At 60.6% G+C, this 12,760-nt stretch carries 13 protein-coding genes; 6 read left to right on the forward strand and 7 right to left on the reverse strand.

Features of this window, described 5'->3' with window-relative positions:
• Positions 1-33 precede the first annotated feature (33 nt).
• On the reverse strand, positions 34-687 hold the full coding sequence (locus M1D99_RS21225; protein WP_458130734.1) for a thiopurine S-methyltransferase: 654 nt from the start codon (positions 685-687) through the stop codon (positions 34-36).
• 102 nt (positions 688-789) lie between these two features.
• Between M1D99_RS21225 and M1D99_RS21230 the strand changes: the two genes are divergently transcribed.
• On the forward strand, positions 790-1,557 hold the full coding sequence (locus M1D99_RS21230) for a DODA-type extradiol aromatic ring-opening family dioxygenase (RefSeq protein ID WP_434571536.1): 768 nt from the start codon (positions 790-792) through the stop codon (positions 1,555-1,557).
• Positions 1,558-1,752: 195 nt separating this feature from the next.
• Here the strand turns inward: M1D99_RS21230 and M1D99_RS21235 are convergent, their stop codons facing one another.
• Both M1D99_RS21235 and M1D99_RS21240 read right to left on the reverse strand, forming a co-directional pair.
• Positions 1,753-3,426: a DEAD/DEAH box helicase gene (locus M1D99_RS21235; protein ID WP_014337279.1), complete on the reverse strand. Its 1,674-nt coding sequence runs from the start codon at positions 3,424-3,426 to the stop codon at positions 1,753-1,755.
• A 489-nt stretch (positions 3,427-3,915) separates the two neighbouring features.
• Positions 3,916-4,671, reverse strand: a complete 756-nt coding sequence (locus M1D99_RS21240) for a spermidine synthase (protein ID WP_434571539.1) — start codon at positions 4,669-4,671, stop codon at positions 3,916-3,918.
• Between the two features lie 143 nt (positions 4,672-4,814).
• Here M1D99_RS21240 and M1D99_RS21245 point away from each other — a divergent pair, with 143 nt between their 5' ends.
• Complete coding sequence (locus tag M1D99_RS21245; RefSeq protein ID WP_053183144.1) at positions 4,815-6,161, forward strand: class II 3-deoxy-7-phosphoheptulonate synthase; 1,347 nt, start codon at positions 4,815-4,817, stop codon at positions 6,159-6,161.
• A 134-nt stretch (positions 6,162-6,295) separates the two neighbouring features.
• Here the strand turns inward: M1D99_RS21245 and M1D99_RS21250 are convergent, their stop codons facing one another.
• The gene (locus M1D99_RS21250; RefSeq protein ID WP_434571541.1) at positions 6,296-7,525 is read right to left on the reverse strand and encodes a winged helix-turn-helix domain-containing protein; all 1,230 of its coding nucleotides are present in this window, start codon (positions 7,523-7,525) and stop codon (positions 6,296-6,298) included.
• A gap of 64 nt (positions 7,526-7,589) precedes the next feature.
• On the reverse strand, positions 7,590-7,808 hold the full coding sequence (locus M1D99_RS21255) for a DUF1127 domain-containing protein (protein ID WP_039588913.1): 219 nt from the start codon (positions 7,806-7,808) through the stop codon (positions 7,590-7,592).
• A gap of 97 nt (positions 7,809-7,905) precedes the next feature.
• Between M1D99_RS21255 and M1D99_RS21260 the strand changes: the two genes are divergently transcribed.
• Complete coding sequence (locus tag M1D99_RS21260) at positions 7,906-8,760, forward strand: LysR substrate-binding domain-containing protein (protein WP_027912697.1); 855 nt, start codon at positions 7,906-7,908, stop codon at positions 8,758-8,760.
• Here the strand turns inward: M1D99_RS21260 and M1D99_RS21265 are convergent.
• On the reverse strand, positions 8,750-9,499 hold the full coding sequence (locus M1D99_RS21265) for a sulfite exporter TauE/SafE family protein (RefSeq protein ID WP_186705351.1): 750 nt from the start codon (positions 9,497-9,499) through the stop codon (positions 8,750-8,752). The genes M1D99_RS21260 and M1D99_RS21265 overlap by 11 nt on opposite strands.
• 146 nt (positions 9,500-9,645) lie before the next feature.
• On the opposite strand from M1D99_RS21265, the gene M1D99_RS21270 reads away from it, so the two are divergent.
• The 3 genes from M1D99_RS21270 (at position 9,646) to M1D99_RS21280 (ending at position 11,953) form a co-directional block, all read left to right on the forward strand.
• Entirely contained in the window at positions 9,646-10,107 is a 462-nt protein-coding gene (locus M1D99_RS21270; RefSeq protein WP_186728125.1) for a MarR family winged helix-turn-helix transcriptional regulator, read from the forward strand.
• A 377-nt stretch (positions 10,108-10,484) separates the two neighbouring features.
• Positions 10,485-10,904: an organic hydroperoxide resistance protein gene (locus M1D99_RS21275; protein ID WP_186728124.1), complete on the forward strand. Its 420-nt coding sequence runs from the start codon at positions 10,485-10,487 to the stop codon at positions 10,902-10,904.
• A 35-nt stretch (positions 10,905-10,939) separates the two neighbouring features.
• Complete coding sequence (locus M1D99_RS21280) at positions 10,940-11,953, forward strand: alpha/beta hydrolase (RefSeq protein WP_458130735.1); 1,014 nt, start codon at positions 10,940-10,942, stop codon at positions 11,951-11,953.
• 236 nt (positions 11,954-12,189) lie between these two features.
• Here the strand turns inward: M1D99_RS21280 and M1D99_RS21285 are convergent, their stop codons facing one another.
• Positions 12,190-12,759, reverse strand: a complete 570-nt coding sequence (locus M1D99_RS21285) for an elongation factor P (RefSeq protein ID WP_003199385.1) — start codon at positions 12,757-12,759, stop codon at positions 12,190-12,192.
• Between the last annotated feature and the right edge of the window lies 1 nt (position 12,760).

Genomic DNA, 12,760 nt, shown 5'->3' on the forward strand with positions numbered 1-12,760 from the left:
TACTGCCGACCTGACGCCATCCCAGCCAACACATCAGCGGCCGAAAATCCGATACACCCGCTCATCCAGCCTCTTCACACCCGCCTGCAAGAACTTCCAGCTCTCCCCAAGCACATCCTGCTCCTGCAAGACTTCCAGCCGCCAGCCATTCCCCAGCAGCCGCTGCACCTCATCATTTCCCACGGAGAAAGGTGGACCCGGCATTTCATCCTGGTTGTAATCCAGGGTAATCAACAATTCGACGCCGTTTGGCAAGATCTTCTGCAGATGAGTCGCGTACCGTTCCCGCATCGGCACTGGCAAGGCGATCAACGCCGCACGGTCATACAGCGCCGTGCAATCGGCCACATCCTCCGGCTCCAGGGCAAAAAAATCACCGCAGCGAATTTCGATATCACCGGACCGAAAGACTTTGAACGCGCCCTCTTCACTGATGCTCGGCTCAAGCTGATGTTCAAGGAAAAAATCAGCCGCAGCTTTTTCCGACAACTCCACCCCCAACACCGAATACCCCTGATCGGCAAGCCACAACAGATCCAGGCTTTTCCCACACAGCGGCACCAGCACCCGACTGCCCTGGGCCAATCCCAGCTGCGGCCAGAACCGTTGCAGGTAGGGGTTCACCTCCGGCAAGTGAAAACCGATCTGGTTCGATGACCAGCGCTTGTGCCAAAACTCGGGCTCCATGATTCACTCCAAAAAATCGATCAAAACGGGCTAAAACTTATATTAGATTTAGATCATAGACCTGACGGAAGATGACCCATCTTAACGCTCAGGAGTCCGTCCATGCTGCCCAGCCTGTTTATCTCCCATGGCTCACCGATGCTCGCCCTGGAGCCCGGCGCCAGCGGCCCGGCGCTGGCCAGCCTTGCCGCTCAATTCCCCAAGCCCAAGGCCATCGTCATTGTCTCCGCCCACTGGGAAAGCAATGACTTGCTGGTCAGCGCAAACCCGCAACCACGCACCTGGCACGACTTCGGCGGTTTTCCACCGGCGCTATATGAAGTGCAATACCCCGCGCCAGGCAATCCACAACTGGCGATGCAAGTCGCAGACATGCTCAACGCCGCGCACCTGCCGACACGCCTCGACCCTCAACGGCCGTCCGACCATGGCGTCTGGGTGCCATTGTCGTTGATGTACCCCGACGCCGACATCCCGGTGGTACAGGTTTCCCTGCCTAGTCGCCAGGGGCCGGTGTTACAGACCCAGGTGGGCCAGGCCTTGGCGAGCCTGCGCCACGAAGGCGTCTTGCTGATCGGCTCCGGCAGCATCACCCACAACCTGCGCGACCTGGACTGGAATGCCGGCCCTGACAGCATCGAGCCCTGGGCCAAGGCCTTTCGCGATTGGATGGTCGAGCAACTGACAGCCAACGACGAAACCGCGTTGCACGACTACCGCCGCCAGGCGCCCAATGCCGTGCGCAGCCACCCCAGCGACGAGCACTTGCTGCCGCTGTATTTTGCCCGGGGTGCGGGTGGGAAATTCAGTGTTGCCCATGGGGGGTTCACCATGGGGACGCTGGGGATGGACATTTATCGGTTCGACTGATTGACCGAGTCGCTTCCATCGCGAGCAAGCTCGCTCCCACAGGGGATTTGTGAGCACCGAAAATTCATTGTGGGAGCAAGCTTGCTCGCGATGGCGCCCACGCTACCTTCCTGAAGGAACACCAAACGACAGGCGAAAAAAATCCCCGAACCAGTCGGGGATTTTTCATGTTCGATCAATCAGCCCGAGAGCCGATCAATCTTCGCGGTAGCGACGCAGCTTGAGCTGCTTGCCAGCCACGCGGGTGTCTTTCAACTTGGTCAGCAACTTCTCCAGACCATCTTCCGGCAGCTCTACCAGGCTGAAGCTGTCACGCACCTGGATGCGACCGATCGCTTCGCGGGCCAGGCCACCTTCGTTGAGGATGGCACCCAGCAGGTTCTTGGCGGCGATGCCGTCACGGGCACCCAGCGCAGTACGGCAGCGCGCACGACCTTCGGCCAGCGGGATCGGTGCACGACGCTCGCGATCACCACGATCCGGACGATCACCGGTGCGCTCAGGACGATCGCCACGCGGTGCGTTGTTCGGCACCAGCGGACGTTCCTTCTCGATTGCAGCCAGGTTCAGCGCTTGGCCATTGGTGGCCTTGCGCAGTAGTGCTGCGGCCAGGGCGCGTGGGGTGCAACCGATGTCGGCGGTCAGGCGATCAAGCAGATCACCGTGGGTCGATTCGGCGTCAGCCACCAGTGGCGACAGGCTGTTGGTCAGTTTCTTGATGCGGGCATCGAGAACGGCCTGGGCGTCCGGCAGGCGAACTTCAGCCACCTTCTGGCCAGTCACACGCTCGATCACTTGCAGCATGCGGCGCTCACGCGGGGTGACCAGCAGCAGCGCACGGCCTTCGCGACCGGCACGGCCGGTACGGCCGATACGGTGAACGTAGGACTCAGGATCGTACGGCATGTCCACGTTGAATACGTGGGTGATGCGCGGAACGTCCAGGCCACGGGCCGCGACGTCGGTCGCCACAACGATGTCCAGGCGGCCATCCTTGAGGGAGTCGATCACGCGCTCACGCTGGTTTTGGGCAATGTCACCGTTCAGCGCGGCGGCTTTGTAGCCTTTGGCTTCCAGGGCGCTGGCCAGGTCCAGGGTCGCTTGCTTGGTGCGCACGAACATGATCAGGGCGTCGAAGTCTTCCACTTCCAGCAAGCTGAGAACGGCGGAAGTCTTCTGGTCAGCGTGAACCAGCAGGTGAGCCTGTTCGATCGCGGTGACGGTCTGGGTCTTGGTCTGGATCTTCACGTGTTGCGGATCGCGCAGGTGGCGCTCGGCAATGGCACGGATCGATTGCGGCAAGGTGGCCGAGAACAATACAGTCTGGCGAGTCGCTGGCAGGGCCTTGAAGATGACTTCCAGGTCATCCATGAAGCCCAGCTTGAGCATTTCGTCGGCTTCGTCGAGAACCAGGTGGTTCACGGTAGCCAGGACTTTTTCGTCACGACGCAGGTGGTCGCACAGACGACCCGGGGTGGCGACAACGATTTGCGCGCCGTTACGGATGGCTTTCAGTTGTGGGCCCATCGGGGCGCCGCCGTAAACGGCCACAACGGTAACGCCAGGCATTTGCTTGGAGTAGGTTTCGAAAGCGGTTGCTACTTGCAGCGCCAACTCACGGGTTGGCGCCAGGATCAGGGCTTGCGGTTCGCGCTTGGCAGGATCGATGCGATGCAGGATCGGCAGGGCGAACGCAGCGGTTTTACCCGTACCGGTTTGCGCCTGGCCAATCATGTCGTGGCCGGCCATGATGATCGGGATCGATTGCTGCTGAATCGCCGAAGGTTCTTCGTAGCCGGTCGCAGTGACGGCAGCAAGAATGTTCGGGTTGAGATTAAAAGCGGCGAAGCCGCCGGTTTCCTGGGTCATGGGTCTGCCTCTAAGTGCATCCGCAAAGACCCATGCTCCAAAGCTGCGCATGCCGTGTTGAGACTCAAGAGTCGCCCTGGCTGCTTTGTCGGCGGGGATTTGCGAAAACGAATGAATGGAAAAAGAACGTCGTGGAAGCATCCGTTGTGCGGACATGCAACCGAAGCTGACTTCGGAGAATTGCGCTACCTTGACGCGGCCCGGCTAAAGGCCGGCGCGCACTATACCGGAATTCGCCCAAAAAGGGAGCTTTTTTTATTGCCAAACCCCGTTATGGGGCTCGCTGTCCCAGGCCCGGGGACAGCCGGCTAAAACGGTTCACCTCCACACGCCTCCGCCCTTGTGGCGAGGGAGCTTGCTCCCGCCGGGTCGCGAAGCGGCCCCCTTCAATTTCAGAGATCAACCCAGGCGTCTGCTTCGCAGCCGAGCGGGAGCAAGCTCCCTCGCCACAGGGGAACTCACCGGCCACAAAATTCCTGGCGTCCCTGATCAGGTCGCCGGGCGAATGGCCTTGATCAACGACTGCAACGAATAGCCCAATCGCGGTGCCAACCCTTCGGCCCTGGCCACCAGCCCTTGCATATCCAGTTCCTGATCCAGGTCCGCCGGCACGATCAGGATCACGTTGCCCTCCTTCACCGGCAGCTCCCAATAATGCCGGTGGTACAAACCACGCAACAGCGCCGCGCCCAACGGCTTGCCATCGTCGGTAGCCCATTGGTTGATCACCAGCCAGCCGCCGGGGTTGAGGCGTTTCTGGCAGTTTTCCAGGAACCGCCAGGCCAAATGCCCGACGCCTGGGCCGACATCGGTGTAGAGGTCGACGAAGATCAAGTCCGCCGGCTCCGCCGTTTCGAGCAATTCCAAGGCATCGCCAACGCGAATATACAGTCGCGGATCGTCGTCCAGCCCCAGGTATTCGATGGCCAGGCGCGGCACGTCGGGGCGCAGTTCGATGGCTTCGACATCTTCCAGCGGCAGGAACTTGAGGCAGGCCTGGGTCAGCGTACCGGCGCCGAGCCCCAGGAACAGCGCACTTTCCGGCTGCTCGTGACACAACGCACCGATGAGCATGGCGCGGGTGTAGTCATATTCGAGCCAGCTGGGATCGGCCGTGAACACGCAGCTCTGCTCGATGGCATCGCCAAACTCGAGAAATCGGTAATCGGCCACTTCGAATACGCGGATCATGCCGAACTCGTCGTGCACCTCGGCGAGCAACTGCTCGACGCGCTCCTCAGTCATTTCATCTCCTGATGTTGCCGGGCGGGCATGAGCCTGCGCATACGGGGGGCAAAGGCGCGATTGTCCGCGAAGCAAGCGGAACAGGTCACGCACTAATTTGCTGATAACATGAGCGCCCGAGCGTAAATCACCTAGAGATCATGATGAGCCAACCCTGGAGCCCTGACAGCTGGCGCGCCCTGCCGATCCAGCAGCAACCCCGCTACCCCGACGCCGCGCACCTGTTGCAGGTGGAGCAGACCCTGGCCAGTTATCCGCCACTGGTGTTTGCCGGTGAAGCCCGGGAGTTGCGCCGTCAGTTCGCCGAGGTGACCCAGGGCCGGGCGTTCCTGCTGCAAGGCGGCGACTGCGCCGAAAGCTTCGCCGAATTCTCGGCGGCCAAGATCCGCGACACCTTCAAGGTGCTGCTGCAGATGGCGATCGTCATGACATTTGCCGCCGGTTGCCCGGTGGTCAAGGTCGGGCGGATGGCCGGGCAGTTCGCCAAGCCGCGCTCGGCCAACGACGAAACCATCGACGGCGTGACCCTGCCGGCCTATCGCGGCGACATCGTCAACGGCATCGGTTTCGACGAAAAAAGCCGCGTCCCGGACCCGGAGCGGTTGTTGCAGTCCTATCACCAGTCCACCGCCACCTTGAACCTGCTGCGCGCCTTCGCCCAAGGCGGCTTTGCCGATTTGCACCAAGTACACAAGTGGAACCTGGATTTCATCGCCAATTCAGCCCTGGCGGAAAAATACAGCCACTTGGCCGACCGCATCGACGAAACCCTGGCATTCATGCGTGCCTGCGGCATGGACAGCTCGCCGCAACTGCGCGAAACCAGTTTCTTCACCGCCCACGAAGCACTGCTGCTCAACTACGAAGAAGCCTTCGTGCGCCGTGACAGCCTGACCAACGACTATTACGACTGCTCGGCCCACATGCTGTGGATCGGCGACCGTACCCGTCAGTTGGACGGCGCCCATGTCGAATTCCTGCGTGGGGTGAACAACCCGATCGGCGTCAAGGTCGGCCCGAGCATGGACCCGGACGACCTGATCCGCCTGATCGACGTGCTCAACCCGGACAACGATCCCGGCCGGCTGAACCTGATCGCCCGGATGGGCGCCAACAAGGTCGGCGAACACCTGCCGCCACTGTTGCGCGCCGTGCAGCGTGAAGGCAAGCAGGTGCTGTGGAGCTCCGACCCGATGCACGGCAATACCATCAAGGCCAGCAGTGGTTACAAGACCCGGGACTTCGCGCAGATCCTCGGTGAAGTGAAGCAGTTCTTCCAGGTTCACGAAGCCGAAGGCACCTACGCCGGCGGGATTCACATCGAAATGACCGGGCAGAACGTCACCGAATGCATCGGCGGCGCACGACCGATTACCGAAGACGGGCTGTCGGACCGCTACCACACCCACTGCGACCCACGGATGAATGCCGATCAGTCGCTGGAACTGGCGTTTTTGATTGCCGAGACGTTGAAACAGGTTCGGCGGTAATTCAGACAGCTTTGTAGCGTTTGATTTATCGCTTTCGCGAGCAAGCCCGCTCCCACAAAGGAACTGTTGAGTTCACAAAATCAGTGACCGACTCGGCCCAATGTGGGAGCGGGCTTGCTCGCGAAAGGGCCCGCTCAGTCACCATCAATCTGTGCCAATGCCACCGCCAACCGCACCCCACCCTCCCGCCGGCAATTGAGCTGAACCCGCTCCAGCCCCAACCACCGAGCCATGCGCCACAGGTTCAGTGCAAGAGCCTGCATCCCCTCCTCGTCCAGCCCCGGCGCCTCCTCGTGCACGGCATGCACCGCCAACTGTCCCAAGGCCCGCTCCGCCCGCAGATCGACCCGGGCGGCAATTCGTTCGTTGTGCAGAAATGGCAGGACGTAATAGCCATACACCCGCTTTTGAACCGGTGTGTAGATCTCCAACCGATAGCGAAAGTCGAACAACCGCTCGGTACGACCGCGCTCCCAGACCAGCGAATCGAACGGCGACAGCAAGGCACTGGCGGCAACTTTGCGAGGGATTTTCACCGCGGGTCGGCACCAGGCCGGTTGCTTCCAGCCTTGCACCTGACAGCGCAGCAGTTCGCCAGCCTCCTCCAACTCGGCCAAGCGCCCGCGACTGTCGGCCGGGTCGAGGCGAAAGTAGTCGCGCAAGTCTTTCTCGGTCGCGATGCCCAGGGCTTCGGCGGCATGTACCAGCAAGGCGCGCTGGGCCTGGGCTTCGTCCGGCAGCGGTTGCTGCAGGATCGAAGCCGGCAGTACCCGCTCGGGCAAGTCATAGAGCCGCTCGAACCCACGCCGCCCGGCTACCGTGACTTCGCCTGCCGCGAACAACCATTCCAACGCATGCTTCTCAGCGCTCCAGTCCCACCACGGCCCGGCCTTTTCCTGGCGCGTGGACAAACTGCCTGCGCCAAGAGCGCCCTGCTCCTGGACCGCCGCCAGGACGCGGCGGATGACATCCTGGCGTTCCTGGCCGAAACGCGCCAATTGCTGGTAGATCCCTTCGCCACCCGACGCCCGATTCATGCGCCAGCGCATCAGCGGATACATCGACATCGGCAATAGCGACGCCTCATGACCCCAGTATTCGAACAGCGTGCGACGTTGGCCCTGGCTCCAGGCAGCTTGATCGAGCAAATCGCGATTGTAGTGACCGAGGCGGGAGAACAGCGGGAGGTAATGCGAGCGCACCAACGCATTGACGGAGTCGATCTGCAGGACGCCGAGGCGTTCGATCAGGCGGTTGAGGCGCGAGGGTTGCACCGAAGCTGGCGGCGACCGCCCATCGAATCCTTGGGCGGCCAACGCCAGACGCCGGGCCTGTTTGAGGGTAAAGGACACAGTCGCGGGCATGGAGATCTCCTTGTCTGCTCGCAACCTACCTCACCAATAAAGGGTTTGTGTAGGAAAGGATGGCTCATTTGTGCATTGGGTCATCCCAGAATGGCCGAACCACTTCCTGCTCTACGTCGGCACGACTCACGCCAATGTCCTTGAGCGCTTCGTCGCTCATGCCGGCCAGCAATTCACGTTCGTGGTGCAATTCGTACCAGCGACTAACCTTATGCAGCAGAGCACTGACCGAGAAGCCGTGGGAGAGTTTGTCTATCAGTAGATAACCTTTTTGACCTTTCATCGTGATGTCCTCCGTTGGGGATGGCTCAAGTCTCGCGCTAACGCTAAGATCAATCCAACGAATGTTTCTTATGCAATACATCTCGGAGATTGATCAATTGTCGAGTTACCCGAGCATCGATACGGAAGTGCTGCGCACCTTTGTCGCCATCGCCGACCAGGGCGGTTTCACCCGGGCCGGGGAATTGGTCAATCGCACCCAGTCTGCCGTGAGCATGCAGATGAAGCGGCTGGAAGAAGACGTGTTGCAGCGACGACTGTTCGAGCGTGACGGGCGCCAGGTCAAGCTCACCGCCGAAGGCCAGGTGCTGCTGGGTTATGCCCGGCGGATCCTCAAGCTGCACAGCGAGGTGTTCAATACCCTGCGCGAACCGCACATGGTCGGCACGGTGCGCATCGGCACGCCGGACGATTACGTGATGCGCTTCCTGCCGGGCATCCTGCAACGCTTCGCCCAGTTCTACCCTTTGATCGAAATCGAAGTGCACTGCGAATCGTCCAAGCAGTTGCTGCTGCGCCAGGACCTGGACCTGTCCATCGTCACCCGTAAACCGGGGGACGAGATCGGCCAGTTGCTACGCAAGGAACGTTTTGTCTGGGCCGAAGCCGCCTGCTTTAACGTCCACGAACAAACACCGCTGCCGCTGGCTATGTTCAACAGCGATTGTTTCTGCCGGCAATGGGCGTGCAACGCACTGGATGCCATGGGCCGCGATTATCGCGTGGCGTACAACAGCTCGAGCCTGTCGGCACTCATGGCGGTGGTGGGGGCCGGCCTGGCAATCACGGCGCAACTGGAAAGCCTGCTGACCCCGGACATGCGCGTACTCGGCGAGGCCGAAGACCTGCCGGAACTGCCCGAGGCCAGCATCATGCTGATCCGCAACCTGCACAACCCGTCGCCGATCACCGAGTGCCTGGCCGAACACATCGTCGAAGGTTTCAAACTTTAAAGGCGAGCAGCACCGCGCACAGCACCAGGAAACCGCAGAACAGCCCGCGCAACAGCCGCTCCGGCAGCGCGTGGGCGACTTTCACTCCCCAACTGATGCTCAGCAGGCCACCGATGGCCAGCGGCAGGCCGATGCTCCAGTCCACTTCGTGGTGAAACGCATACGTGGCGAGGGTCACGCCAGTACTGGGCAAGGCCAGCGCCAGGGACAAGCCTTGGGCAACCACCTGGGTGGTGCCAAAGATGCTGGTCAGGATCGGCGTGGCGACCACGGCCCCACCGACACCGAACAGACCGCCCATGGTGCCGGATGCGGCCCCCAACACGGCAAGCCATGGCCAGCCATGACGCATCTGCGCCGATGCCGGTGCAGTGGCGGCGAACATGCGGACCAGATTGTAGAGTGTCAGCGCGATCAGGAACGCTACGAAGCCGATCCGCATGCGGTCCGCGTCAATCCCCACCGCCCAGATCGAGCCAAGCCAGGCAAAGCAGAAACCCATGGAAGCCAACGGCAGGACATGGCGCAACTCAATGCGATTGCGCTGGTGGTAGCGCCACAACGCAAGCATGACGTTGGGCACCACCATGACCAGCGCCGTACCTTGGGCCAGTTGCTGGTCGAGGCCGAACCAGACGCCCAGTACCGGAATGGCAATCAGGCCGCCACCGATCCCGAACAATCCTCCCAAGGTGCCCAAAACGGCACCAAACAGCAAAAACTGCACAAATTCGAACAAGACGATTCCCCTTTCCTTAGGGCGCATATCCTACGCAGTCGGCGGCAGCGGGGAAACGGGCCATCTGATCAGGTCGTCAGAATTATCTGGCGCATTAAAGATTTGCCCGCTAGATTCATAACGATCATTGATTTGAAGGTTTTGCCATGAACACCCTGCGCGACACCCCCGAAGCCTGCGAAGCCCTGCTGCTCGACAACCAGGTCTGCTTCGCCCTGCACTCCACGTCACTGCTGATGACCAAAGTCTATAAACCGCTGCTACAGGCCTTGGGCCTGACCTACCCGCAATACTTGGCGATGATGGTGCTGTGGGAAAAGGACGGATTGACCGTCGGTGAAATCAGCACACGCTTGCTGACCGACCCCGGCTCGTTGACGCCATTGCTCAAGCGCCTGGAGGCCGAAGGCCTGTTGAGCCGCACCCGCAGCCGTGAGGACGAACGCGTGGTGATTGTCGAACTCACCGAACAGGGCCGTGCCCTGCGGGAAAAAGCCCTCGACATCCCCCAATGCATCCTCGCCGCCAGCGGCCAGACCCTGGAGCAGTTGAAGAAGCTGCAACTCGACCTGCAAGAGCTGCGCGGGCATTTGCAAGACAGCCTCTGACTCCCATCTGTGGGAGCGGGCTTGCTCGCGAAGGCGCCGGTACATCCAAGACCCCTACCAACTGATCCACCGCTATCGCGAGCAGGCTCCCACACTGGATCTGCGGTGAACACAAAATTCATGTCCGACACAGAACCACTGTGGGAGCGAGCCTGCTCGCGATAGCGCCAACCCTGTCTACCCTGCCCTCCTAAAAAATTTTATACGCTTAATAACCGCTCTAGCTAAAGGCTTTCAGGCTTTTTCAGATCGCCGATTCCATCTCGCCTCGAAAAATTATCTTGCGCACAAAATATTAGCGCTATACATTCTATCCACACCTACTTAGCGCGCAAACATTTAGCGCAAATATCCTACCCAGAAACGAGGCGATCATCATGCAAACTCTCTACACCGCAATCGCAACTTCCACTGGCGGCCGTGACGGTCGTGCGATCTCCAGCGACAACATCCTCGATGTCAAACTCGCTACACCCAAGGAACTCGGCGGTGCAGGCGGTGCGGCTACCAACCCTGAGCAGCTGTTCGCCGCCGGCTATTCGGCCTGCTTCATCGGCGCCTTGAAATTCGTGGCTGGCCAAAGCAAACGCAAGATCCCGGACGACGCCTCGATCACCGCCCATGTCGGCATTGGCCAGATCCCCGGCGGTTTCGGCCTCGACATCGACCTGCACATCAGCCTGCCGGGCCTGGACCAAGCCGACGCACAAAGCCTGGTGGACGCGGCTCACCAAGTCTGCCCGTACTCCAACGCCACCCGCGGCAACGTCGATGTGCGCCTGCATGTCGCCGTCTGACCACAGCCCTTGGACCCGAACTTAAGGAGATACACATGAACACGCTCAGCAAAGTCTTGACCGGTACTCTTCTCGCCCTCAGCGTCAGCAGCGCCTTCGCCGACGGCATCGTCGAACACAACACCCAGGCGTTCCTCGACGCTCTCAATGCCGGCACCGGCAAACCCTTGGAGCAGCTGTCGCCCAAGGATGCACGTGCCGTACTGGTCGGCGCCCAGGCAGGTGTGAAGTTGACGCTGCCCAAAGCCGATGTCAGCGAGAAGATCATCAAGGTCGACGGCCAATCGATCAGCCTGACCATCGTTCGCCCAGCCGGGGTCAAGGGTGAGTTGCCCGTGTTCATGTTCTTCCATGGTGGTGGCTGGGTATTGGGCGATTTCCCGACCCATGAACGACTGGTTCGGGATCTGGTGGCGGGTTCGGGTGCTGTCGCGATATTCGTCAACTACACGCCTTCACCCGAGGCGCATTATCCGGTGGCGATCAACCAGGCCTATGCGGCGACGAAGTGGGTCGCCGAGCATGGCAAAGAGATCAATGTCGATGGCAAGCGCCTAGCGGTAGCGGGCAATAGCGTAGGTGGCAACATGGCCGCGGTCGTGGCGCTGATGGCCAAGGACAAGGGCACCCCGGCGATCCGCTTCCAGGCGTTGCTGTGGCCGGTGACCGATGCCAGCTTCGAGACGGCGTCCTACAACCAGTTCGCCGAAGGGCACTTCCTCAGCAAAAACATGATGAAGTGGTTCTGGGACAACTACACCACCGATGCCGGGCAACGCGGCGAGATCTATGCCTCGCCATTGCGGGCAACCACCGCGCAACTCAAGGGCCTGCCGCCCGCGCTGGTACAGACTGCCGAAGCGGATGTCTTGCGCGATGAAGGCGAAGCCTATGCCCGCAAACTGGACGCGGCGGGGGTCCCGGTCACAGCTGTACGTTACAACGGCATCATCCACGACTATGGCTTGCTCAACGTCGTCAGCCAGGTGCCTGCGGTGCGTTCGGCGATGTTGCAGGTGTCGCAAGAGCTCAAGCAACACTTGAAGTGATTGCACGCCGAAGCTGAAGTGACTGCACGCCGAAGCTTTTGTGGCGAGGGAGCTTGCTCCCGCTCGGCTGCGTAGCAGTCGTCATCGGGTCAATGCGGTATGACTGAATGACCGGGTTGCCTGGGTTGGGGCTGCTGCGCAGCCCAGCGGGAGCAAGCTCCCTCGCCACGGGAATCTGGTCCTGAAATGAAAAAGCCCGACTCAATGGTCGGGCTTTTTTATACAGAAGGCTTCGCTTATTTAGCGCGGCCTTTGTAGGAACCGCCTTCGCGGGTATCGATCTCGATCATGTCGCCGATTTCGATGAAGTCAGCAACCGACAGCTCGGTGCCGTTCTTCAGTTTGGCAGGCTTCATCACCTTGCCGGACGTGTCACCGCGAGCGGAGCCTTCGGTGTAGTCAACCTGACGCACGATGGTGGTCGGCAGCTCTACGGAAACCAGGCGCTCTTCGAAGAACACGGCTTCGCAGACGTCGGTCATGCCTTCTTCGATGAACGGCAGAACGCTTTCGATGTCTTCGGCGTTCAGCTCGTACATGGTGTAGTCAGTGGTGTCCATGAACGTGTAGGTGTCGCCGCTGATGAAGGACAGGGTCGCTTCTTTGCGGTCGAGGATCACATCGTCCAGTTTGTCGTCGGCGCTGTAGACGATCTCGGTCTTGTAACCGGTCAGCAGGTTCTTCAGCTTGGTCTTCATGATCGCGCTGTTACGACCCGACTTGGTGAACTCAGCTTTCTGAACCAGCCAAGGATCGTTTTCGAGACGGATCACGGTCCCGGGTTTCAGTTCTTTACCAGTTTTCATT

It is taken from the genome of Pseudomonas sp. R3-41 (genome assembly GCF_054161485.1).

Bases quoted from the DNA above. Each gene is read 5' to 3' on its own strand.
- M1D99_RS21255 (WP_039588913.1), bottom strand. From the start codon at position 7,808: ATGAAAGGTCAAAAAGGTTATCTACTGATAGACAAACTCTCCCACGGC.
- M1D99_RS21270 (WP_186728125.1), top strand. From the start codon at position 9,646: ATGAACACCCTGCGCGACACCCCCGAAGCCTGCGAAGCCCTGCTGCTC.
- M1D99_RS21230 (WP_434571536.1), top strand. From the start codon at position 790: ATGCTGCCCAGCCTGTTTATCTCCCATGGCTCACCGATGCTCGCCCTG.
- M1D99_RS21240 (WP_434571539.1), bottom strand. From the start codon at position 4,671: ATGACTGAGGAGCGCGTCGAGCAGTTGCTCGCCGAGGTGCACGACGAG.
- M1D99_RS21245 (WP_053183144.1), top strand. From the start codon at position 4,815: ATGAGCCAACCCTGGAGCCCTGACAGCTGGCGCGCCCTGCCGATCCAG.
- M1D99_RS21280 (WP_458130735.1), top strand. From the start codon at position 10,940: ATGAACACGCTCAGCAAAGTCTTGACCGGTACTCTTCTCGCCCTCAGC.
- M1D99_RS21225 (WP_458130734.1), bottom strand. From the start codon at position 687: ATGGAGCCCGAGTTTTGGCACAAGCGCTGGTCATCGAACCAGATCGGT.
- M1D99_RS21235 (WP_014337279.1), bottom strand. From the start codon at position 3,426: ATGACCCAGGAAACCGGCGGCTTCGCCGCTTTTAATCTCAACCCGAAC.
- M1D99_RS21275 (WP_186728124.1), top strand. From the start codon at position 10,485: ATGCAAACTCTCTACACCGCAATCGCAACTTCCACTGGCGGCCGTGAC.
- M1D99_RS21285 (WP_003199385.1), bottom strand. From the start codon at position 12,759: ATGAAAACTGGTAAAGAACTGAAACCCGGGACCGTGATCCGTCTCGAA.
- M1D99_RS21250 (WP_434571541.1), bottom strand. From the start codon at position 7,525: ATGCCCGCGACTGTGTCCTTTACCCTCAAACAGGCCCGGCGTCTGGCG.